This window comes from Rhizobium sp. NLR22b (assembly GCF_019685295.1).
In the GTDB taxonomy this organism is placed as follows: domain Bacteria; phylum Pseudomonadota; class Alphaproteobacteria; order Rhizobiales; family Rhizobiaceae; genus Rhizobium.
The window spans coordinates 136,319-157,272 of the sequence record NZ_JABDWM010000008.1 but is presented as its reverse complement, the minus strand read 5'-3'; the positions used below and the strand labels follow the sequence as shown (position 1 = coordinate 157,272).

General features: G+C 62.5%; 26 protein-coding genes. 8 read left to right on the top strand and 18 right to left on the bottom strand.

The genetic code is table 11. The annotated features are described in order from the left end of the window. Window positions 1–30: 30 nt before the first annotated feature. The 9 genes from HJC00_RS15135 to HJC00_RS15095 form a co-directional block, all read right to left on the bottom strand. The gene (locus HJC00_RS15135; RefSeq protein WP_221124253.1) at window positions 31–594 is read right to left on the bottom strand and encodes a hypothetical protein; all 564 of its coding nucleotides are present in this window, start codon (window positions 592–594) and stop codon (window positions 31–33) included. A 181-nt stretch (window positions 595–775) separates the two neighbouring features. After that, window positions 776–1,561, bottom strand: a complete 786-nt coding sequence (locus HJC00_RS15130) for a hypothetical protein (RefSeq protein ID WP_221124254.1) — start codon at window positions 1,559–1,561, stop codon at window positions 776–778. Window positions 1,562–1,583: 22 nt separating this feature from the next. Then, the gene (locus tag HJC00_RS15125) at window positions 1,584–2,558 is read right to left on the bottom strand and encodes a phage major capsid protein (protein WP_064817688.1); all 975 of its coding nucleotides are present in this window, start codon (window positions 2,556–2,558) and stop codon (window positions 1,584–1,586) included. Window positions 2,559–2,573: 15 nt separating this feature from the next. Beyond that, window positions 2,574–3,602 (bottom strand): hypothetical protein, encoded by a 1,029-nt coding sequence (locus HJC00_RS15120; protein WP_221164296.1) that lies wholly within the window; start codon window positions 3,600–3,602, stop codon window positions 2,574–2,576. Window positions 3,603–3,642: 40 nt separating this feature from the next. After that, window positions 3,643–3,954, bottom strand: a complete 312-nt coding sequence (locus HJC00_RS15115; RefSeq protein ID WP_221164295.1) for a hypothetical protein — start codon at window positions 3,952–3,954, stop codon at window positions 3,643–3,645. A gap of 16 nt (window positions 3,955–3,970) precedes the next feature. Further along, on the bottom strand, window positions 3,971–6,064 hold the full coding sequence (locus HJC00_RS15110) for a hypothetical protein (protein ID WP_221164294.1): 2,094 nt from the start codon (window positions 6,062–6,064) through the stop codon (window positions 3,971–3,973). Further along, window positions 6,064–7,635 (bottom strand): terminase, encoded by a 1,572-nt coding sequence (locus tag HJC00_RS15105; protein ID WP_221164293.1) that lies wholly within the window; start codon window positions 7,633–7,635, stop codon window positions 6,064–6,066. Before HJC00_RS15105 ends, HJC00_RS15110 begins: the two co-directional genes overlap by 1 nt. Beyond that, on the bottom strand, window positions 7,601–8,071 hold the full coding sequence (locus HJC00_RS15100; protein ID WP_210628753.1) for a terminase small subunit protein: 471 nt from the start codon (window positions 8,069–8,071) through the stop codon (window positions 7,601–7,603). The genes HJC00_RS15105 and HJC00_RS15100 overlap by 35 nt, the downstream gene beginning before the upstream one ends. Window positions 8,072–8,088: 17 nt before the next feature. After that, window positions 8,089–8,325, bottom strand: a complete 237-nt coding sequence (locus HJC00_RS15095) for a hypothetical protein (RefSeq protein ID WP_210628754.1) — start codon at window positions 8,323–8,325, stop codon at window positions 8,089–8,091. A gap of 970 nt (window positions 8,326–9,295) precedes the next feature. Here HJC00_RS15095 and HJC00_RS15090 point away from each other — a divergent pair. Then, window positions 9,296–10,141 (top strand): dienelactone hydrolase family protein, encoded by an 846-nt coding sequence (locus tag HJC00_RS15090; RefSeq protein WP_405048792.1) that lies wholly within the window; start codon window positions 9,296–9,298, stop codon window positions 10,139–10,141. Window positions 10,142–10,423: 282 nt separating this feature from the next. Here the strand turns inward: HJC00_RS15090 and HJC00_RS15085 are convergent, their stop codons facing one another. The 7 genes from HJC00_RS15085 to HJC00_RS15055 form a co-directional block, all read right to left on the bottom strand. Further along, entirely contained in the window at window positions 10,424–10,954 is a 531-nt protein-coding gene (locus tag HJC00_RS15085) for a YidB family protein (protein WP_221146800.1), read from the bottom strand. 140 nt (window positions 10,955–11,094) lie between these two features. Then, on the bottom strand, window positions 11,095–11,436 hold the full coding sequence (locus HJC00_RS15080; protein ID WP_168302381.1) for a hypothetical protein: 342 nt from the start codon (window positions 11,434–11,436) through the stop codon (window positions 11,095–11,097). Between the two features lie 133 nt (window positions 11,437–11,569). Continuing rightward, window positions 11,570–12,373, bottom strand: coding sequence for an aminoglycoside 3-N-acetyltransferase (gene aac(3), locus HJC00_RS15075; RefSeq protein ID WP_221155444.1), 804 nt, complete (start codon window positions 12,371–12,373; stop codon window positions 11,570–11,572). Between the two features lie 330 nt (window positions 12,374–12,703). Continuing rightward, window positions 12,704–13,714, bottom strand: coding sequence for a YtxH domain-containing protein (locus tag HJC00_RS15070; protein WP_221164292.1), 1,011 nt, complete (start codon window positions 13,712–13,714; stop codon window positions 12,704–12,706). Continuing rightward, entirely contained in the window at window positions 13,714–14,130 is a 417-nt protein-coding gene (locus HJC00_RS15065) for a phage holin family protein (RefSeq protein WP_085777337.1), read from the bottom strand. Before HJC00_RS15065 ends, HJC00_RS15070 begins: the two co-directional genes overlap by 1 nt. Next, entirely contained in the window at window positions 14,123–14,689 is a 567-nt protein-coding gene (locus HJC00_RS15060; protein WP_221164291.1) for a nutrient deprivation-induced protein, read from the bottom strand. The genes HJC00_RS15065 and HJC00_RS15060 overlap by 8 nt, the downstream gene beginning before the upstream one ends. Before the next feature lie 97 nt (window positions 14,690–14,786). After that, on the bottom strand, window positions 14,787–15,926 hold the full coding sequence (locus HJC00_RS15055; RefSeq protein WP_221164290.1) for a sialidase family protein: 1,140 nt from the start codon (window positions 15,924–15,926) through the stop codon (window positions 14,787–14,789). Between the two features lie 237 nt (window positions 15,927–16,163). On the opposite strand from HJC00_RS15055, the gene HJC00_RS15050 reads away from it, so the two are divergent. From HJC00_RS15050 to HJC00_RS15020, 7 genes are all read left to right on the top strand, one after another. Then, window positions 16,164–16,493: a helix-turn-helix transcriptional regulator gene (locus HJC00_RS15050; RefSeq protein WP_221164289.1), complete on the top strand. Its 330-nt coding sequence runs from the start codon at window positions 16,164–16,166 to the stop codon at window positions 16,491–16,493. Next, on the top strand, window positions 16,490–16,954 hold the full coding sequence (locus HJC00_RS15045; RefSeq protein WP_221164288.1) for an SRPBCC domain-containing protein: 465 nt from the start codon (window positions 16,490–16,492) through the stop codon (window positions 16,952–16,954). The genes HJC00_RS15050 and HJC00_RS15045 overlap by 4 nt, the downstream gene beginning before the upstream one ends. A 41-nt stretch (window positions 16,955–16,995) precedes the next feature. Further along, entirely contained in the window at window positions 16,996–17,412 is a 417-nt protein-coding gene (locus tag HJC00_RS15040) for a GFA family protein (protein WP_221155424.1), read from the top strand. A 189-nt stretch (window positions 17,413–17,601) separates the two neighbouring features. After that, window positions 17,602–17,931 carry a helix-turn-helix transcriptional regulator gene (locus tag HJC00_RS15035; protein WP_221146795.1) on the top strand — a complete coding sequence of 110 codons (330 nt, stop codon included), beginning with the start codon at window positions 17,602–17,604 and terminating at the stop codon, window positions 17,929–17,931. Further along, the gene (locus HJC00_RS15030) at window positions 17,928–18,410 is read left to right on the top strand and encodes an SRPBCC domain-containing protein (protein ID WP_210628767.1); all 483 of its coding nucleotides are present in this window, start codon (window positions 17,928–17,930) and stop codon (window positions 18,408–18,410) included. The genes HJC00_RS15035 and HJC00_RS15030 overlap by 4 nt, the downstream gene beginning before the upstream one ends. Then, complete coding sequence (locus HJC00_RS15025; RefSeq protein ID WP_210628768.1) at window positions 18,403–19,023, top strand: glutathione S-transferase family protein; 621 nt, start codon at window positions 18,403–18,405, stop codon at window positions 19,021–19,023. Before HJC00_RS15030 ends, HJC00_RS15025 begins: the two co-directional genes overlap by 8 nt. Window positions 19,024–19,224: 201 nt before the next feature. Further along, entirely contained in the window at window positions 19,225–20,121 is an 897-nt protein-coding gene (locus HJC00_RS15020; protein WP_210628769.1) for an alpha/beta hydrolase, read from the top strand. Here HJC00_RS15020 and HJC00_RS15015 read toward each other — a convergent pair. Continuing rightward, window positions 20,091–20,429: an antibiotic biosynthesis monooxygenase gene (locus tag HJC00_RS15015; RefSeq protein ID WP_221146794.1), complete on the bottom strand. Its 339-nt coding sequence runs from the start codon at window positions 20,427–20,429 to the stop codon at window positions 20,091–20,093. The genes HJC00_RS15020 and HJC00_RS15015 overlap by 31 nt on opposite strands. 170 nt (window positions 20,430–20,599) lie before the next feature. After that, window positions 20,600–20,950 (bottom strand): ethanolamine utilization protein, encoded by a 351-nt coding sequence (locus HJC00_RS15010; protein WP_210628770.1) that lies wholly within the window; start codon window positions 20,948–20,950, stop codon window positions 20,600–20,602. Window positions 20,951–20,954 lie beyond the last annotated feature (4 nt).

The window sequence follows — 20,954 nt, the reverse complement described above, 5'->3', positions numbered from 1 at the left end:
CGATCTCCGGTTGAGGTTTCGAATGCTGGTTCAGGCGGCGCGGCTGCGGCCCTTGCCCTCGCCTTCCCTGTCGAGCGCCTCGAAGCGCAAGGCCATTTCCTTCATCTGCTCCTGCAGCCGGCCGACCTCGCCCTTCAACCTTTCGTTTTCGGCGGCAAAGGCGGAAGCGGCGCTGGAGTTCTCGGCCGTTGCAAGATAGGCGCGAGCAGCCGCGGTCAGCTCGTTGGCGCCCATGCCGACCTTCTGTTTGGCCGTGTCGGAGAGGGCGGCGAGCTGCTCGACGGTGTAGATGTTGATCGCCTCCAGCTCCTTGATCTGGCTCGGCTTCAGATAGGGCCATTGCGCAAGCGGTGTGCCGGTCAGCTGCTCGCGAGCGGCGGCGCCGTCCTTGAAGCGCTTATAGGCGTCGGCAAAACGCTGTTTGTCATTGTCGGTGACCTCGCGATAGACCTCGGTGTGCTTGTCGCCTGCGATGAAGATGCGGACGAATTCCTTGTCGGCAAAGATCGGCCGGCCCTCCTTCTCGGTCAGAAAGGTCTGCTCGACCGGCTCGAGGCTGAAGGAGGCATAAATTCCGGTATGGCTGTCGGGCATGGTGCTTGCTCGCTGTTGATGGCGGGGAGATTTGGATGGACGGTGGGAGCGCCCCTCCTCGTCATCCTCGGCCTTGTGCCGAGGATCTGCTGCAGATGCTCGGGACAAGCCCGAGCATGACGAAAGAGAGGTCGGAGCAGCAGTCTCAACAGGCGCCGAAGCGCCCATTGACTGACGTGGTTTAGTTCACCTTCGACAGGAACGGCCGCATCAGCGTCGCCTCCAGCACGCCGGTCGCCGTGATGGTGATGCCGGTGCCGTTGGCGGTGGCGTTGGCCGAGAGCGTGATGCTCTGGACGACGCCGTTCGGGCCGTAGGTGATGCCCGCAATCGTCGTGCCGCCCGGAATTCCGGTGCCGGCAACGGCCGCGCCGATGAACGGACCGGACCCGGCATTGAGGCCGGAGAGATTCGTCAGCACGGGAGAACCGTTGACCGTCGTTGCCGCAAACGTCTGGTTGGCGGCAGCAAAGTTGACGTTGGCAATCGCCTTGGTGCCGACGGTCGCCGAGGCAGGCGCGCTTGCCTGGCCCGCCGTGGTGGTCGTTTCGGCAACGACGAGGGCCGCCGTTGCACTCGCCACCTGGGCCGGCGCCTGGCCGTTGCGCTGCAGCCAGACATAATAGGTGCCGGGCTGAAGCGTCACGGCGCCAACCGGCCCGCCCGTCAGCGTCGGCGGCTGGGCCGCACCGGAGAAAACGCCGCAGCGCTGGCCGACGACGGCGGCGGCCGTGGTCAGCAGCGCGGCGACATAGTCCCGGCTCCACTGAAACCATTGGCCGGGCTGCAGGGTCGTCTGAGAGGCCAGCACCAGCTGGCAATAGACCCATTCGGATTCACGGTCGCCGCCGGCGATCGCGCCGAGGGCGAAGTTCGGTCCCGGAATGCCGGAGCCGGCGACGATCGGGCCTTCGACGACGAACGGGTTCGCGCCAAGACGATCGGTCTGAGAAGTTGCGATGGTCATGGATGTTGATCCTTTCGTTCGATCAGGCGAACAGCACGCCCTGCAGGAAGGCGTTGTTCATGGTGAGGTTGCCGGCAAAGCCCATCAGCTGCACGAAGGCATCCTGGTTGGTGTTCATGCGTTCGTCACCGATCGGCGCCATGTCGCGGTCGCGGTGCGGCCGGTAGAACAGGTATTTGGTGTTGAGGAAGAACATCTGGTTGAGAGGCGCACCGCCGCCGAAGCCGCCGTCGAAGATCACGTCGGCGCCCATATATTGCAGCGACTGGAAGCCGGCCATGCCCTTGTCGGCCGAGGTGATGCGCTGGATCGCCTGCAGCGATTCCCAGTAGAGGCGGAAGAAGTTGTTGTCGGCAACGACGAGATCGGGCGCGTCGGAGCCGCGCACGCAGGACATGTAGAGCCGGTTCATGTAGCTCTGGATGTTGGCATTGGTGGCGGCCGCACCACCATCGGCGGAGGCGGAGAATTTCTGGTTGCGCCAGAAACCCCAGGTGGCGCGCGAGATGCCGCCGACCGTGCCGGAGGTCGGCGAGGTCGAGATCAGGAGCTGCAGGCCGCCGATCTGCCGACCGCCATCGGCCGTGCCGTCGGAATAGCAGTCGAGCGCGATATTGTTCTTCAGCGTCGTCTCGGCATTCTCGATGCGCTGCTCGAGCAGATCGAGGATCGCATCCTCGCCGGAGTTCTGCAGCTGTTCGAGGCCGGACATGGAGACGGCAACCGCGGCCTGCTTCAGGTCGTATTCGGCGGCGGTGATGACGTCGGAGGGCTGGACGTTGAGGATGTCGTAGCCGGAATAGCGCTTGAAGGTGCTGTTTTCCTGATACTGCAGCTCCTGGACGATGGTGCGACCGCCGGAGACGGGCTTCTTGCGGCCGCGGCTGTTGAGACGGGTGAGAAGACCGTTGTTCTTGGTCACGTCGTCGGCGACCGTGCCGCTGCGGTTGCGCAGCGTCGTGGTGACGATTTCAGAGAGGTTGGGCGAAATGGGCATTGATCATTCCTTTGATCAGACTTGACCGCGCGCGGAACGCATGGCGTCGCGAAGCGAGTCTCGGATTGACGTGGGCTGGCCTCTTGCCGCATCGCGGGTCGGGCCCGGAGCGGAATATCCAGAGATGGATCGTGAGGCCCGGCGGGCTTGATCTGCCGCTGCGGCCCTCTGGGCTTGCTGCTGGTGGACGAAAGCCGGCGCAGTCTGGCTGATCAACTGCTGGCGGATGTCCGGACGTATCCAGCATGCGGCGTCGTAGGCGTCCTGAAGTGTCGATGCTCGCCCCGAATTGATGAGGGCGACCATGTCGTCGAGAACGTCTTCGGCATGGGCATTTGCCGGATCGGAAAGAAAGGCATCGACCTGAGTTTCGGTGTCCCTCTTCCTCAAAACATGTTCGACCGTGGCCTCGACATTGATCGGCCCGGTCTGGCCCTGCTCATGGCGTTGCATCGCCTCCCCTGCCCGGCCGTTGACCAGGGCGTGAAGATTGACGCCGGCCACCTTGGCAACGTGAAGCACGGTGTTGACGGGATCGCGGATCAGCGCGTTTTCCCACTCGATCGCCCGGCGCATAACATCGGCATGGGTCATGCCGGCCTGGCGCACGATCGGGGTGAACTCCTCGAGCCCCTTGTAATCCTGGAGGACGCGGAAGCCGCGATCGACCTCCTGCTCGCGTTTGGCGATCGCCGCCTGCACTTCGCCGGGCAGGCTTGAAAACTGCGCTTTGGCCTCCGCCGACCAGCCGGGCGGCACCCGGTTACCGGGGACGGCGGACTGCTGGCGACTGTCAATCTCGCCTGTCTGCTGTGGGCCATGAGCCCCCGGGGCCGCCTGCCCTGTCCGGGCAGCAGCGGCCTGCTCCTGCCCCTTGGGCAGGAAGCGGCCATTTTCGCCGTCGCGCGGCTGGCCCGGCAGATCGCCCGGCCCGCCTTCGACAGTGTCGATCGCCGCCTTCAGGCTGTCGCGGACGCTGACCGGCTTTTCCGAGCCAAAATCTTCGCTGCCGTTGCCGGCCTCGTTCAGGTCTTCCATATCCATCTTGGGATTTCCTATTTCGGGGATTGATGCCCGTTCAGGTTCAGGCGTTGTATTCGGCGTAGACCCGCCGCAATTCGTTGCGGATTGCCTTTCGGTCCGTCTTCGGCTTTTCGATCGGCTGCGGCTTCTCATTGCCGATCTCGACGACGTCGGCCGCCTGATAGGCGGAACGCAGCTTGGCTTTCGAAGTGTAATGCCGGCCGTCATGCATCGACTGGATCTCGATGTTGTCGCTGACGAAATGCGGCGCGGGCAGGTCAGACTGCGCGAGGTTTTTCACCGGCATGCAATTGTGCGGCCAGGCGTCGAGCACGTGCCAGCGGCCGCAGACGCGGCAATAACGTTCTCTCATGCTGTTGCTCCCGGGCTTATTGATAGCTCGCGCGCATCTGGTCGATCGCCTGCGCCGCCGCCTCGCCGCGCGCCTGTTCCAGCATGGCGCGATGCTCGATCTCGGCTTGCGCCACGCCAAGCTCGGCTTTCCGCTGTTCGGCACCGGCCTTCACCTCGGCCGTCTTCAGCTTGAGCATCTCGGCGGGCGAAGGCTGCGGCTGCGGTTCCGGTTTCGGCGCGGTCGCAGCCTGGGAAAGCTGGGCGCCCACCTGCTCCAGCGTGCTTTCCAGCTGACGGCCGGCCCGGAAGCCGCGGGCGGCAAAGAGCAGCGTCTCGACCATGACCGGCACCAGCATCGGGTTCTGCTGCGCCATCGCGCCCGCCTGCTGGATGAAGCCGCCGACCATCTGGACGAATTCCATGCGCCGCTGCTTTTCGGCGTCCTCGTCGGGCTCGATCGTCGAATCCGTCTCGATGTCGATCTGGAAGCCGCGAATGCTGTCGTTGCGCAAGAGCTGCACCACTTCGTCGATCGTCGGCTGGCCCATCATCCGTTGCAGCTGCGGCGGCAGTTCCGGCGGCGCCATTGCGGGGGGCGCCTGCGCCGGCTGGCCCATCTGCTGCGCCCGCATGGCCGCCTGCCCGGCCGCCATCTGCATCTGCTGCAGCTGCATCTGCACCTGCTGTTTCTCCGCCATGCTCGGCAGCTTGATGCCGCTGACCAGCATCAGCGTTTCCGGCTGGAACTGGTCGCAGATGATTTCGCCGGCAAGGCGGATAATGTCGCGGGCAAAGCGGGCGAGCTCGGCCTGGCGGTCGCGAATGCGGATCGAGCCCCACTGGCTCTTGATGCGCTGCGCCGTCGCAGTCTCCGAGGCTTGGGTGTCGCCGCGCACGATGTCCGATATGCCGGTGATCTGGTAGACGTCCTCGATCAGCTGCTTGCGCGCCGCCATGCAGGCGACGATCACCTTCTGCACCTCGTCGATCGGCAGCGTCACGACAGCTTTCGAGCCGCCCTTGTCGGTGAAGGCAGCCCATTCCGGGATCGGCACCATCACCATGTCGTTGTCGGGCCGCATCGCCTTCTCGATCGCCGGCGAGATGGCGCCGTCGCCGGAGGGATAGAAGACTTTCAGCCGCAGCTGATCGGTCAGCTTGTTGATGCGCCGGGTCAGAAGATCGATTTCATCGCATTGCTGCTGATAATAAACATAGTCGGGAACCGGGATCAGCGAGCTCGTCGACATCGTGCCATAGGCCGGGCGCGGGCAAGGCCAGAAATGCGTCAGCTCCAGCGGCGGCTCGGAAACTTCGAGCGCGACGGGCGAACCGTCAGCGATCCAGATGGTATAGTTCTCGCTCTTGCACCAGATCTCCCAGACATGGGTCCTGCCTTCGTTTTCGGCGCGCTCGGCCTGGCTTTCGCCCTTGCGGGCACCGGCAGCCTGGGCCGCGCCCGACGCCATCGCCTCACGGCCGAAGCGCTTTTCCATCTCCTCGCCGCTCATCGGCACGCGCCGCGCCACCCAGGTGACATCCTTCCAGCGGCGGGCCGGCGAATGCAGGAAATCCGACCAGTGGACATAGTCGATGCAGACGCGCTCGTCGGCAATCGTTTCGAGGGCTGCGCCCAATCCGCCGGGCAAGCCGTTTTCCGCCGCCGGGTCCGAGGGCGCCACACCCATGTCCAGCGGCTCGAAATCGGCCTCATAGCGCAGCCACACCGTGCCGCGGGCGCAGAGCAGGAAATCGTCGCGCACCGCCCGCATGATCGAATCGAGATCGGCCTCGTCGCCTGTATAGGCGAGATTGCGTTCGACGATTTCCGAAGCGATGCGGGCGACGGGTTCGGCATCCTTGAAGCGGCGCTCGACGACCGGCTGCGGCACGCGGGCATAGACGGCCGGCTGCAGCACCGCGGTATTGGCCCAGAGCATCGGGAAGCGGCGCTTGGCGGCGCTCGTCTGGTCCGCCTGCTGGTCGAGATAGATCTTCTCGATCTTGACGCAGCGGTCGTGCCAGGACTTGAAATAGCGCTGGGCGCGTTCGAGCTCCTGCTGCCAATGGGCGCCGACCTTTGCCGGATCCCAGTGCCCGCCTTCCAAAACCGTCGTCTCGTCTTCCATCAAACACGCTCGCTCTGTCTCGGAGTGGAATCGGCAAATTCGTTGAATGTCATGGTCTGGAATGTCGGCAGCGGCTTACGCTCGGGCTTCAGGGGTTCGGGCGCCAGGCCAGTGAAGATGATGGCGAGACCGCCGAAAGCGTCGGCGCCGTGCGAAGCCCAGTTGTGCAGTGGCACGTCGCGGAAGACGCCGAGATCTTCGTCCCAGTCCTTGCGGTAGTTGCGCAGGCATTTGATGCCTTGGGCGCAGCCGGCCTGGTCGAATTCGACTTTTGCCAGGATGCGCCGGGTGCCGTTGATGCGGTCGTGGACATAGGCGCGCTCGACCTTGCGCACCGTGCCGAGGCCGCGCGCCCTGACCTCTTTCAGCATGATCTCGATGCGGGTCATGCCGCCGCGCGTCCATTCCCTGACCTTGATGTCGTGCGGCATGTTGTGGACGCCGTAGACATAGTCCTGTTCGGCGGCGCGCCGCTCCAGCTCGTCGAGCATGCCGTCCATGCCGGTGCCGGTATGCTCGAAATAGCCGATCATCCTGACGCGGCCGGGCAGCACCTGGAACAGCCAGACGCTGTTGGCATCGTCCATGCCGATATCGGAGATGGTGTGGACCGGATAACCTTCGACATGCGGGAAGACGCCGATGCGCTCCTCGGCGTCGGCAAGCGCCATCTGGTCGGCATAATAGGCGCCTTCGACACTTGCCTCGAACGCCTCGGCGGGCGTCGAGGGATATTCGCGCTTCATGTCGCCGAGCTGGATCTCGGCCTTCTTGACGTACCAGGCCTTCTGTCCCTCCGTCAGTTCGATGCCCTGTTCGGCAAGCTGGCGGAAGTATTTGACGGAAACGTCGCTGATGACGACACCCTCGGGGGCGATCGAATACTGCGGCTCCTTCCACCAGGGGAAGAAGTGGAACTTGAAGTCGAGCTCGCTCAGGACAAGTGCCTGGCGCTGCTTGACCTGGGCATCCTCGCAGAGTGAATAGAAATGCCCCTCCTGACCTTCCGCCGTGCTTTCGACGAAGACCATCTGGCCGGCCTGCACCGTGTTCAGGGCGCCGGTCCTGACTTCCCGCGCCTTGTCGGGATATTTGGCGCAGAGCTTTCCATATTCGGAAATATGCAGATATTGCAGCGTGCCCGAGCGCAGCGACGTGCCGACGCGGATGCTCGAATTGTTGGCGAGCAGCAATTCGCTCTGGTTGGTCCTGATAACAGGCACGGCGTTGCGGATGCCTTCGGGCAGATTGTCATAGGGATATTTGATCTTGTCCCGGAAGATCGTCTGCACGTCGCCGAGCGTATGGGCGATGGTGCCGGCTCTTATATCCCGGTTGAAGACGCAGGCATCGAGCATGAAGATCTGGATGAAGGTGGTCAGCCCCAGCTGGCGGGCCTTCAGGAGCACGTTGAGATAATGCATCTCCTCGAAAAGGCTCGTCTGCATCATGTTCATTTCGAACCTGACGCGGCGGCCCGCCTTGTCGGTGATCCAGTAGAGATTGTTCAGCCGCCAGCGCCAGTCGGAAAACTGGTCAACCGCCGCCTGGAAGTCCGCGCGTCCTGCCATTGACCGCCTCCAGCAATTGCGAGACCTCGCTCGTTGCGCCCTGTTCAGGCTCCATCTTGGCGCCGTATTTCTTCGGTCTGAGCTTCTCGGCGACCCATTGACGGGTGGCGATGCGCAGCTGCGAGCGCCTTATCGCCTCGCCGTTCTCCTGCCAGCCGGTGATCTCGCCGGCCGCATTCTTCTTTTCGATCCAGTCGTCGCTGCTATTGTCGGCGATCTCGACCATCTCGTCGACGAAGCTGTCGGCCATGATCTCGCGCGCCAGCGCATATCGCGCCCGGAACGCCGCCTTGTCCTCATCCGCCAGCCAGGAGAGCACCGTCGATTTCGCCGGCATGTCCTCATCCCGGCAGATCGAGCGCAGGCTCTCCCGGTCGGCGATGCGCGCACAGATTTTTTCCGCCAGCGCCTGGCTGAACTTGCTCGGTCTGCCCATCGATCCGTGTCTGACGCTCAGAACAAGGCGATAATGTTGGAGGCCGTGGTCCCGGTCAGCGCCACGATCGCCGCATGAACCGGCAGGATCGTCCCGGCCGGCACGCTCTTGAAGACGACCGGATCCACATCCCGCCGCGGCGCAATCGCCACATCACCGGCCGTGCCGATATAAAGCGCCCGGGCGCCGACAATCGCGGTATCGTTCGGCGTCACCACGGCGGCCCGCGAGGCCGGAGCAATCGAGGGGTCCATTGTAAGTCTCCTTATGAGAGGTGGATGTCCTGCCATCACGGCCGCGTCGGGCGCTGCTACGCTCGATATGGCCAAGCGCGCTCCCCCACCCTCCGTCTCCCAGGACTTGACCTGAGATCCATGCCCGCCGCTGGTGGAGCCCAGCCGTGGATACCAGGGTCAAGCCCGATCCTCGGGTAAAGCCCGATCCTCGGGTCAAGCCCGAGGAGGACGGAGCAAGGAGTGAGCGCTGTGCCAAGCCGCGTGGTCGATGACGCCGGCCGGAAAGCCCTGCCGAATGACGCAAGCCATCGAGGCGTCGCCGGCCTTCACCGTCGACATCACCCGTGGACTCAAATTTCGCAGCTTGGATTTACGGTAGGATTAAATGATCCGCTGGGGGGTGATCAAGGACTTTGTAGCGCAGAAATTGCCTTCGACGCCGGCTCGGAATTGGCGGAGAAAAATTGGTCAAACGTTGGGCCGAACGTCCCTCCACCCTCCGTCATCCCAGGGCTTGACCAGGCTTGACCCCTGGGATCCATGGCCGCGACTGGTGGAGACCAGCGTGGATCCTCGGGTCAAGCCCGAGGAGGACGGAGCAAGAGGTGAGCGCTGTGCAAAACCCACGGTGATATTCGATGCCGCTGGCCGGAAAGCCCTGGCGAATGACACATGCAATCGAAGCGTCGCCGGCCTTCACCGTCGGATCACCTTTGCATTCAAATCTCGCAGCTTGGATTTACGGTAGGACTAAACGATCCGCCGGGGGGTGATCAAGGACTTTCAAGCGTAGAAATTCACTTCGACGCCGGTTCCGAATTCGTCAAGCGTTTGGCGAAAACGTCCCTCCACCCTCCGTAGGTGGTGCAGGCCACTTTTGAAAATCACGCCTCCCCGACCAATTGATAGCAGCAGACCGCCCCCGCTTTGCCAAGCGTCAGCTTCGGCGTACAAATAGCAGCCTGTCGATCACCCGATGGAGGCGTCGGTGAAAACTGCAGGACTTCTTCTTTGCCTCGTCACTTTTCTCGGCGTTCCCTTCTGTGCGGCCCCGGCCGATGCCGAGGAAGTGGTGCGGTTCGAAAGCGCGCCGGTGAAGCTCAGCCCGTTTCGCATCCGCAAGGCCCTCGAACAGGGAGAAATTCTCTCCCAATCGCCGGGCACGCCGCTGCTCGGCTATTTGTCCCGCCCTCCCGGCGACGGCCCCTTCCCGGCGGTGGTCCTTCTGCATGGTTGCGATCACCTGCGTTTGAGCGTCAAGGAGCTTTGGCCGAAACGGCTGGTCAAATGGGGCTATGTCGTGCTTGTCGTCGACAGCTTCACCACCCGCAAGCTCGACGATGACTGTCGAATCGCTCTTCCCGAGCGGGTCTTCGATGCCTATGGCGCTCTGGATTTCTTGTCGAAATCGAGCTCCGTCGATATCAGCCGCGTCGCCTTGATGGGCTTTTCGACGGGCGCCACCGCGACGCTCGACGCAACAAAAACCGAGGGAAACGAGCAGCTTATGGAGCACAAGTTCAAGACGGCAGTCGCCTATTATCCCGCCTGCGACGCAAATCGGGGCGCTCCGTCAGCACCGACCTTGATCCTGATTGGCGAACGGGACAATTGGAGCCGGGCCGACCGATGCCAGAAGAGCCTTGCCCGCCTTGGCGACGATGGCCCATCCGTTGAGCTCAACGTCTACAAAGGCGCTTATCACGATTTCGACGCCCCGGAGTTCACAATGGGCAAGAGGGTGCTGGGTCATATCGAAAAATACGACCCCGACGCCGCGGCGAAGTCCATGCGCAGCGTCTACGCCTTTCTTCGCAAGTACCTCTCCGAGTAGAGGTTGACTGGCGATCTGCCTCTGCTCATCCGCTAGCCCGAGTTTGGCGCCAACGCACACCCCCAATCTCTGTCATTCCAGGCCTTGAGCCTGGAATCCACGGCCGCCGCCGGTCGATGTCCGCGTGGTGGATTCTCGGGTCAAGCCCGAGGAGGACGGAGCGTGGGTTGAGTTCCATGGGAAATCCGGCGACGTCTCCGGAATGAGGACAGGGCGCCTCCCGATCGTTCCAGCAAACATGCGCCAGCTGTCTGCCGGCCGGGCGCCCCTCCACATCGCTGCCTAAATGTCGCTCGGCCGCCCTGACGTCGCCTGGCTCGCAGAGGACATGAACGCCTCCTCGGCGCTCGGCACTTTCCCCTCCGGCGTCAGATCGTCGACGGCCTTGGGAAGATCGCGGCTCAGCCGGCCGAGGATCTCCTGATGCGAGAGGCCGGTATTCCTGGCGATCTCGTCCAGGACATCCGGGCCGAGGGCTGTGGCAAGTTCGCCGTCATTGATGTCGGCATTCTGCCCGCGGCGCACCCAGGATTCCATCTTGTCGCCCTGGCCGTTCTGCTGAAAGGTTTTCAGGAGGTCGCCGAGGCCGCCGCTGACGATGCTGCCGGAGGTCAAGCCGCCGAGAAGACCACCGAGACCCCCGGAGCCGGCCAGTCCGCCGAGGATGCCGCCGAGGCCGCCTGATGGCTGGCCTCCGGCGCCGGCCTGCTGCGGGTTCTGGAAGCCCCGCAGGAGCTCCCGGATCTTGTCCCTGTTCTGGTAACCGGCAACGGCAAGAACGGCGAGAAGCGCCTTCATTTGACCGCTCATCATGATGAAATCCTCCTGTGGTGCTCCGTGGGTTCACGCCAGCCGGAGCGCTGAATGGGCGCAATGTTCACTATCGTGGAAAGCTCCCGCCGGCGGGCGCAAGGCTCCGTGCCGGCGGCATTCACGACTGTCTCAAGGCCGGCTCAGAGTTCCGGGCAGCCGCGCTGGTTGGCGAAGATCATCCGGTCCGGCCCGCGGCGCGTCATCCCCTCGACGACGATGCTGCGAGACGAGATGCGGACGATGTGGGCCCGGCGCAGGCCTTCGCTGCGGGCGATGTCAAGCGCATCGTCGGGATCGCAGCGGCGCGGGCCCCGACGGTCGTAACGGTCGTAGCGGTCGTAATCGCGATTCCGGTCATAGACGCCGACGCCGCCGGGACCGATGCGCAGTTCCATATCCTGGGCGGCGGCAATCGTCGGTGCGATCGTCAGGCCGGTCATCGAGGCCAGGCCAATCAACACGAACTGAAGAGACTTATGCATGGATTCCTCCCATGGCCTTTATTGCTTATCGCCATACCAACATCGCCGTCGGGATTTTGTTCCGTAAGGTTGGAGGAGCGGGCCCAGGGGAGTAGCAAGAGCCTGCACGGCAGCGCGGAGCCGCTCATCGTGATCAGGCTTGATGCTCCAGCCAGGCGACAGCGAAGCTGCAGATTGAAGCCGCATCGACCAGCACCGATGGCGCGTCTCCAACCAGGCCCTGCGCGCCCTGCCCGCCGGCAAGAAAGGCACTGACGATCCCGGCGAAGTAATCGCTTTCGAAGCCGGCCACGACGGGATCGCCGGTGTCGAATTCCTCGAGCATGCGCCACACCACGCCGGCCGGCGTGGCAAAGGGCACCTCATAGCGGCGCAGGCGCTTGTTCGGGATCTCAGCCAGGTGCTCGGCATGGTGGAGAAGTGTCATCGTGTCGAGCGGGGCTCCGGCCATGAGGACCTTGCCGCCGGCCGCCACGAGTTTGGCGAGCGGCGAGCCCTCGCCATAGCCGTAATCTAGCGGGTGGTCGGCGGTGAGCCAGTCGGCCCTGGCGCCGATCGCCGCGACCGAGGCGCCGGGATTGCCGCTGCGCCGCGCCCCTGGCGTCGTTCGAAGGAATTCCGGGAATATGCCGTTATCGCGGATCGCCCGGGAGGTCGTGGGGTCGAAAGGCGCGATATGGTCGCGCCATTCGAAAGGAACGCGGCCGTTCTCGTCGAGCAGTTCGTCATAGGCGCCGTTCCAGTCCGTATAGGCGGCGATGGTGCCCGACGGGCCGACGACATCGCGCAGCGCATCGATGAACATGTCGGTGCCGTTCAGCAATCGCCCCAGCCTGCTCATGGCGGCATGAACCATCACCATGTCGCCGGCGTGAAGTCCGAGCTTCTCCAGATCCTGGCTGAGCGAGAGACGGGTGTGAAAGTGCGGAGCGGTCATCGGCCAACGATCATCAGGACGTGGCCCGGTGTCAATGCTCCCGGGCGGACTTCAGGACACCCTTGCTCGCGACGCCCTGCTGCCGCTCACGCGCCTCCTGCCTCCGCGCCGCGGTGAAAGCGCGGAACTCCAACCGTAGCCGGGACGATCGCAATCGGTCGCTGCTGGCTATTTTCGAGAGGAAGCAGCATCTCTTCCGCCAGACTGTCGCAGCCATGCAGATCCACAACGAGGACTCCATTTCGTGAACCACCGCTTTCAACGACATGAAGCTGATGGTCATCGATGACGGTCCGTGGAGCCTTCCTGGGGCCGACCGGTATGGATCCTCTACCGCCGATCGGTTCCGCCGAGGCCATCCTTGCGATCTATGAAAGCTTCTGCTTCATCCACCACGCGTTCCTTGATGACATCATGAGCGTCGGACGCAACGTCCACGGCCTTGTGATAGACTTCCGACGCTACCTCTTTGCCTTGCGCGACGACGTCCTGGGCCTGATGGCTGAGGCTATCTCTCGTGCTATCTGCGGCCTCGCCGACCAACTCATCCTCGGTATCGGTATGGGGCAGCGCCGCGCCGATCGCTGCACCGACCGCGAAAGCCAGGGCACCGCCGACGAGCGGCTGGTCGCGGAAATGGGTGAGGATCGACTCGTTGAGTCTGCTTGTTTGCTCCTGAAGACTGGTCGCCGCCGAAGAGGACCGGCTCGACAGCGAGCTCGCCGCGTCAGACGCGCGGGCGCTGAGGTCGCTCGCGGCGCTTTTCGCCTGCTCCCATTTCTCCGTCGCCCAGCCGGTTGCCGCGTCGAGCATTGCACCAGTCTCGTCGGCGATCTGATTGATCTGCTTTCCGCTAGCGTCGGCGAAGCCACGATAGGTCTTGCCCGCCTCGTCCATGAAATGGCCGGCACGACCTCCTGTTTCGTCTGTCAACGCTTTCAACCTCTTGCCGGATTCATCGGCAAAATGGCTGTAACGGGCTCCGTTTTCCATTGCCGGCGGACCAATCCGGCGAACCCGTCCAGTCGCCGGGTAAAGCGGGTATTCAGGATCCTTGCTCCAGGTCGCCGTGTCGCCTGATGAAGGACTGCCTTTTGCCATGAGCCAGGCGAGGCTCACGCCCATCAGCGCGACCGGCAAAGGGTTCGCCTTGAGGGCGTGGCCAAGATTGCTGACATACTCTGCGCCGCCGCTTCCCTTGGCATATGCGATGACCTCATCGATGAGCTGGCCCGGCGACATCCGTTCCTGAATCGCGTCAATCCGATCTCCTATGCGGCGGCGGTCTTGGTCGATCTCCCACTGAAGCTCGGCCGATGACTTTTCCGTTGAATTTTCCATCAGATTTTGTCCTTCACAACATCAACGTCGCGGCGAAGCGAAGTCGCAGTACGATCCAGTTTCATGTTGTTGGCGCGAAGCGCGGCGAGGCCCCGGGAGACCAAGCCCCAAGCGATCCCGGCAATGATGATGCCGACGATTAGAGAGGCGAGCGCACCTGCAGTGGTTTGGGTAAAACCCTGTGTCACGAGGAAGGCCGCGAGACCGCCGACAAGCGCACTCAGCAGGACGCCGACTGCCCCGATCGCCAGGACCAATCCGAATAGGAGAACCTCCACGCCGCTGAGCGCCTGCGAAAGTTTTTCCGAGGCTTCCGTCTTGGCAAGGTCGATTTCCTTGCGGAGCAGGCCGGTGACATCACCCACTAGGCCACTGACGAGCTCGGAGAGGGGTGTGTTCTCTGAAGTTTTAGCCATTGTTCTCGCCTCCGGTCGTCGCGGCGCCGGGGCGCAGGCCAATCGACGGTTCGCGCGGCGCGGCAACTGTTTGCCTTTTCGCGGAGGCCGTCAGGAAGCGGCTTGCCGCCAGGCCCGCAAGTGCGGCGATCCCGAGAAAGGCGAGCGGTTGCTTGCGCCCGAAATCCTCGGCCATGGTGGCGATTTCGCCGATGTCCTTGCCTTCCATCCGCCGAGCGACGGTCTGCACGCTCCGCCCGATTTGCCTGGCGTATCGCCCGACCTCAGCCTGACCGGAGCTTTCCATTTCGGCGCCAGCTTTCTCAAGTGCCGTTGCAACGCCGCCAACCTGGCGAGCAGCGAAGCTGGTGCGTTCGGAAATGATTTCCTTGGCTTTCTCGACGGCCGTGTCGGCGCCTTCCTTGATCGCTTCCTTGGCGGTGGAAATGTCTTCGCTCACCTTCGCTTCCAGATCGGAAACGGACGTGCGCATTCCCGGCGAAGAACCAAAAGCTGGGGATGAGGACGGTGTCTGCGCCGTTGCGCTTCTTCCTGCCGGATCTGTGAAATCGTTTTGCATGTCTAACCTCCCATGTCGTGGCGGCGACTGCCGCAGCCCCGAACCACGGGTGCCCCGCTTTGTTCCGCGAATGCCAAACGTTCCGCTTCGGCATGGCTCAGATCTGCGACTGCAATGAAGCCGCGCCGTCCTCGGCTCCTTCTTGATCTTTGGCAGGCGTGACAATGGACGCTGCGACGTAACGCTCCTCCCTGTCGCCATCGTTGAAGTAGTAGACGGCGAGCAGGGATCCCTCCCCGCGTTTTACCATTCTGGGATAACCGAGATCAGCCGTGCCGCCGTCGCTGCGGATGACCTTCTCGGCGCCCCATGTCTCGCCGTCATCGAAACTCATGCGCATCCGGATACCAAATGGCGGATCACGATAGCCGTAGACGAGCAGCAGCATGCCTTCGATGCGTCCGAGCGCTGGCGGGTTGCCATTGCTGCCGGTGTCGCCGACAATGCAGCCTTTCCGTGTCCAGGTCTTCCCTTCGTCGTCGGAGGTGAAGGCTTCTATCCAACCCTTGCCACCGCCCCTCCCCATGCAGCGCGTCAAGGTCAGCATGGCGCCACCGGAAAGCGCCACCGATGCCGGCATGATCGAATAGCCCTCAGGTTCCGGGCCGACAAAGCCTTGAAGGACGAAGCTGCGCCCGCCGTCCGCAGTGCGCGCGCAGAACACCCTGCCTTCCGAACCGTCCTCTTTGGAGGTGCTGAGCATGAAGAGCGCATGTTCCCTGCCAAGAGGCACGATATCGGTGCGCGCCGAGATCGGAAGGTGCAAACCGGTGAAACGATACGGACCCTGCCATGTCAGGCATCGATCCCGGCTGACATAGAACCAGCTGACCGCGTCGCCCTCTACATCGGTTCTGGCGCACATGACGATCGTCTCGGGATCGAGAAAGTCTATGGGTTCATCCAGACGGCCGAGGTCATCACCAACCGACAGATGCGGACGGATCTTGAGATCGGCGTTCAGGTGCTCATCGGCCGAAAGCGAGAGCCCACCGGGCACCCGGCCGCAGAACGGCTCGTCCATCCATGTCAGTCCGCCGTCCAGGCTGCGTGCCTGCCACGGTACGAATGGATAGTCACGGTCCAGTTCGTGCAACTCCCCCTTCGCTCCGAGCTTGCCGCGCGCGAAGACGACGACGATTTCGTCACCCCAGGACCAGAGGCCATAATTTGCCGGCCAGGCTGCGAACTCACCCTGTCTGCGGTAGATTTCAAGATGGTGCATTTGCATGTCCATGGAGGCTTCCGGGCGGTCAGAGCACGTGGAATTCTCCTCCTTCCGCAAACTTCGCAGGTCTGACGAGGTTCCAGCCCGCCTCGAATCCAGTGCGATGTCATGGTGTCGGCTTCCCGCCGAATTCGCGGACATCGATAAGATGACAAGCCGCGACTGAGCGATCGCATCCCCGATGGTTCAAAAACGCTAAAAACAATTAGTATTGACTCATCAATTAGTCATGACTATTGTTTCCCCATGATCCAGACCGCCCCCGTCACCACCGTCATGCGCGCCCTTGCCGATCCCACTCGGCGGGCCGTGTTCGAGCAGATCGTCCTCTCCAAGGAGATCACCGTCGTCGAACTGACACGGGCGAGCACCGTCACTCAGGGCGCCGTCTCGCAGCACCTCAAGGCGCTGAAGCAGGCGGGCCTCGTCGCCGAGCGCCCCGAGGGCCGCAATGTCTATTACCGCGCCGAGCCCGAAGGCCTTGCGCCGCTTGTGGACTGGATGAGCCATTACGGCACCTTCTGGCGCGAGCGTTTTGCCGATCTCAGAACCTTGCTGAAGGAAATCGATCCATGACCGACACCGCATTGAAGCCCGACACGCAGGAGATTGTCGTCGACGAAGTGTTCCCGCACGCGCCGGAAACAATCTGGAAAACGCTGACGTCAGCCGAGTTGATGGGCCGCTGGCTGATGATGCCTGAAGGATTCGAGCCGATCGAGGGCAAGCGCTTCACCTACCAGACGACGCCGGCCGGCGCCTGGGACGGCACCATTCACTGTGAGGTGCTGGAGGTGAAGCCGAACGAGCGTCTCTCCTATGCCTGGAAAGGCGGACATGCCGAGAATGCCGGCTACGGCTCGCCGCTCGATACCGTCGTCACCTTCATTCTTTCCCGAGCCGAAAACGGCACGCGTCTGCGCCTCATCCATTCCGGCTTCGTGCTGCCTGAGAATGACACCGCCTACCGGAAAATGGGCGAAGGCTGGAAGAAGGTCGTGAAGAATATCGGCACCCTCGCCGGCGGTGACGACTGATCCGGCGCCAGCCACATCACCAAATTGTTCAGGAGAAAGCGATGAGCAAGCCCTATACCGGCGGCTGCGCCTGCGGCGCCATTCATTACGAGATCTCGGCCGAGCCGATTGCGATGAACGACTGCCAGTGCCGCGACTGCCAGAGGACGAGCGGCACCGGCCACGGATCCTATCTGACCTTCCCGAGCCGCCAGGCGGTAAAGCTTGAAGGCGAGGCCAGCCACTGGCAGATGGTCGCCGACAACGGCAACGTCAAGACGCGCGGCTTCTGCCCGGCCTGCGGCGCGCCTGTTTATCTGACCTTCTCCTACATGCCCGATTTCTTCACCATCCACGCCGCCAGCCTCGACGAGCCGGAGCGATATCGGCCGCAAATGGCAACCTACACCGTGCGCGGCCTCGCCTGGGATCGGGTCGACCCCGATGTGCCGAACTTCGAAAAGATGCCGCCGATGTGAGGCTGGCGTAGCGCCTCAAAATGGTGCTCTCGGGTGCTTGGTCGCGAGCGGGGAAGGTCCCGCTCACGACATCGTCGCTTGCCCACCGAGGTCGAGTTTTTTCCTGTCGTTGCCAATCCAGCATAAATTGCCTTTGACATTTCGTCACATCGAATATAACCATCTGGCTATATAGCTAATTGGTGATTCATGGACGACAGGCTTGATGAGATTTTTTCCGCCCTCTCCGATCCTACGCGGAGAGCAATTCTCGCGCGGCTTGCCAATGGCAAGGCGACCGTCGCCGAACTCGCGGACCCCTTCGAGCTGTCTCAACCCGCCATCTCGAAGCACCTCAAGGTCCTGGAACAGGCCGGGTTGATCCGCTCCGGCCGGGAAGCGAATTCGCGTCCCCGCATTCTCGAGCCGGCAGCCTTGAAGACAATTGCAGATTGGATCGCCGATTACAGGCGCTTCTGGGATGAAAGCTTTGATCGTCTCGATGACTATCTGTCCAAGGTACAAGGAAACGAAAAATGACCAATCCAGAGACCGCAACAGACAACAGCCATGACCTGGTTCTCGTGCGAAAGTTCGATGCGCCCTGCGATCTCGTTTTCAGGGCATGGACCGACCCGAAAGCCTTGGCGCAATGGTGTGGGCCTCACGGTTTCAAGGCAGTGGGCGACAGGCTGGAAGCCTGGCCCGGCGGCAAACACCGCGCCTGTCTGATTGCCCCGGATGGAGAGGAGCATTGGGTCGGCGGAAAATATCTGGAGGTCGAGCCGCCGCACAGGCTTGTGTTCACACATGCCTGGGAGACCGGAACCGGCGAAACCAGCCCCGAAACCATCGTCACCATCACCTTCAGGGAAAGCGATGGAGGCACGGAAATGACTTTTCGGCAGAGCGGATTTGCAAGCGCATCCTCACTTGAGGGTCATGAATCCGGTTGGTCGCAAAGTTTCGAGCGATTGAACTCTTTTCTGGGAACCGCCGAAGGGCAAAATCATGGGTAAGGCGACGATGAAGCTCTACTATTGCGAGACGCTCAATCCGCGGAAGGCCTGCGCCGCCGCGCGTTTTCTTCAAGCCGACGTCGAGTTCGTCAGGGTTGACCTGGCCAGCGGAGAGCAGCGCACCGCGGAATTCCTGGCGCTGAACCCGAACGGAAAGGTCCCGGTGCTGCAGGATGATGCCGGAACCTTATGGGAAGCGAACGCCATCATGTGCCGGTTGTCTGACGCAGTCGCGTCGGATTTCTGGCCGCATGACCATCGGCAGACCGACGTGCTGCGCTGGTTGAGCTGGGATGCCAGCCATTTCACCCGGCACGGGGCAACGCTGTGGTTTGAAAGCTTGATCAAGCCGTTGTTCGGCGGGAAGCCTGACCTCGCCCTGATCGAGGATGCGAAGACGAACTTTCGGCTCCATGGCCGGGTGCTCGACGATCATCTGGCCGCCAACAGCGTCGCCGTCGGGAAGACACTGACCGTGGCGGATTTCGCACTGGCAGCTGCACTTCCTTATGCAACCGCTGCCGACATCCCGCTCGCCGAATTCCGGCATATGCAAAAATGGTACGGACGGCTTGAAGAACTGGATGCGTGGCAAAACCCTTTTCCAGCCTGAGAAGCGCGAGCGAAGGGTTATTGCGAGCCTGAGAGGCGTTACCGCAGAGGTAATATTGAAGATTATCTTCGTATTTCGACATCTTCTCTTCAACAACGCTTTGTGCATATATTGACCCTTCGCCGAGAACGTCACGCCGCAACCGGCCGCGGTCGCCGCAAGGCGTCCTGGGAATTGCCAAACCGGCGGGTGGATTCTGTCGTGAGCACCACAAGATACTTGCTGATCTTGCCGCTGATGGCGGTCGTGGCCTACATGGCGATCGTGGCTCTGGTCTATTTTTCGCAGCGAAGCCTGCTTTATCCCGGAGCCGGCGCCGCATCTGGTGCCGAGGATGCGCGTTGGGGCGAGTCGGTCAACATTAGAACGCCCGACGGGGAGAAGCTTCAGGGACTGTACAGCCAGGGCGACAGCGACAAGCCCTGCGTGCTCCTCTTTTTCGGCAACGGCGACCGCGTCGACAATTACGCGTTTCTCGCACAGGCGCTGGCTGCACGCAGGATTGGATTGCTGGCGATTTCCTATCGCGGCTATCCCGGCTCGACCGGCTCACCCAGCGAGCAGGGCCTGCTGACGGACGGCATCGCCGCGTTCGACTGGCTTTCAGCACATGCCGGAAGCGAGATTGTTGTGCTCGGCCGGTCACTTGGCACCGGCGTTGCTGTGAACACGGCCGCGAACAGGCCGGCCGGGGGCGTCATCCTCGTGTCTCCGTACCTGTCGGTTCTGTCGGTTGCGCAGGCGCGCTATCCGTACCTCCCGGCTGAAATTCTTCTCAAGGATCCGTTTCGATCGGACCTCAACATAGGCAAGGTCAGACAACCGAAGTTGTTCCTCCACGGCCGGCTTGATGACAGCATCCCGCTGTCTTCAGGGCAGGCGCTGTACGAGATCGCACCCGAGCCCAAGCGGATGCTGATCTATGACCGCGCGGGTCACAACGATATCTTCAGCGATGGCCTGGTCGGTGACGTCATCCGTTTCGTGGAAGCGCTGAAAGGAAACGGTCCTGGATCCCGTCACGAACGGGAGCCGGTTCTCGGCGAGACCCGGTCTGAGGGCGAAGATCATCGCGGTGGTTCGGCTTCGAATCCATAAGCTCTTTCAACGAGCGCCACACGGATTTCATAACGCGTATACCAGTCTGCCCGGCCCCGGCGTTGCGCTTCGACGTGATCGACGACCGCTTTCCAGGCCCGGATGCTTTCTTCGTCCCTCCAATAAGAGTTGATGATGCCGAACCCATCAGCACGGCGGGCGCTTTCGAAACCCAGAAATCCGGGCTGCTGCTTTGCCAGTTCCACCATCGCAGCGCCGACGTCACCGTAGCCGTCCTCGACCTCCGTTCGTTGCGACGAGAAGCAGACGACGTAATAGGGCGGTGCAGGTAAGGTCGCGATAGACATGCCAAAACCTCGTTGCGACGAGTGGACATCTTTGCAACCATCCGTCGTGCGGTCAATTCGCAACCCAATACCGGCACAGGCTACGTCAGCCCCCTTCGCCGTCCCCGACCCCAAGCTGCCGTGGAAATCAATCGAGGCGGCCGCGGAAAAGCATCTCGTTGCCGTGGGACTTACGCATGCGCCGGACGCCAGTGGGGATAGGTGACATAGGCGGTGACGGCGCCCTCCTCATGCGAGCGGATCGTCACGGTCTCGCCCTTCGGCATGTAGACGATCTCGCCCGGCCCGGCGCTGACCGTTCCCGCCTCTGCCGAAATCGAAAGCCGCCCTTCCAGAACGATCATCACGTCGTCGACCGCCATGGTTTCGGTCAGGCTCTGGCCAGGGGCGTAGCGTCCGTAACCGATGGTGATCGGCCCGCCATGCCGCTCATCGACGAGATTGCCGACGAGAATGTCTGCCTCCTGCCCCGGGGAACGCTCCAGCGAAGCGTCGGCGATCGCGAATTTCTGCATCTTCATTGTC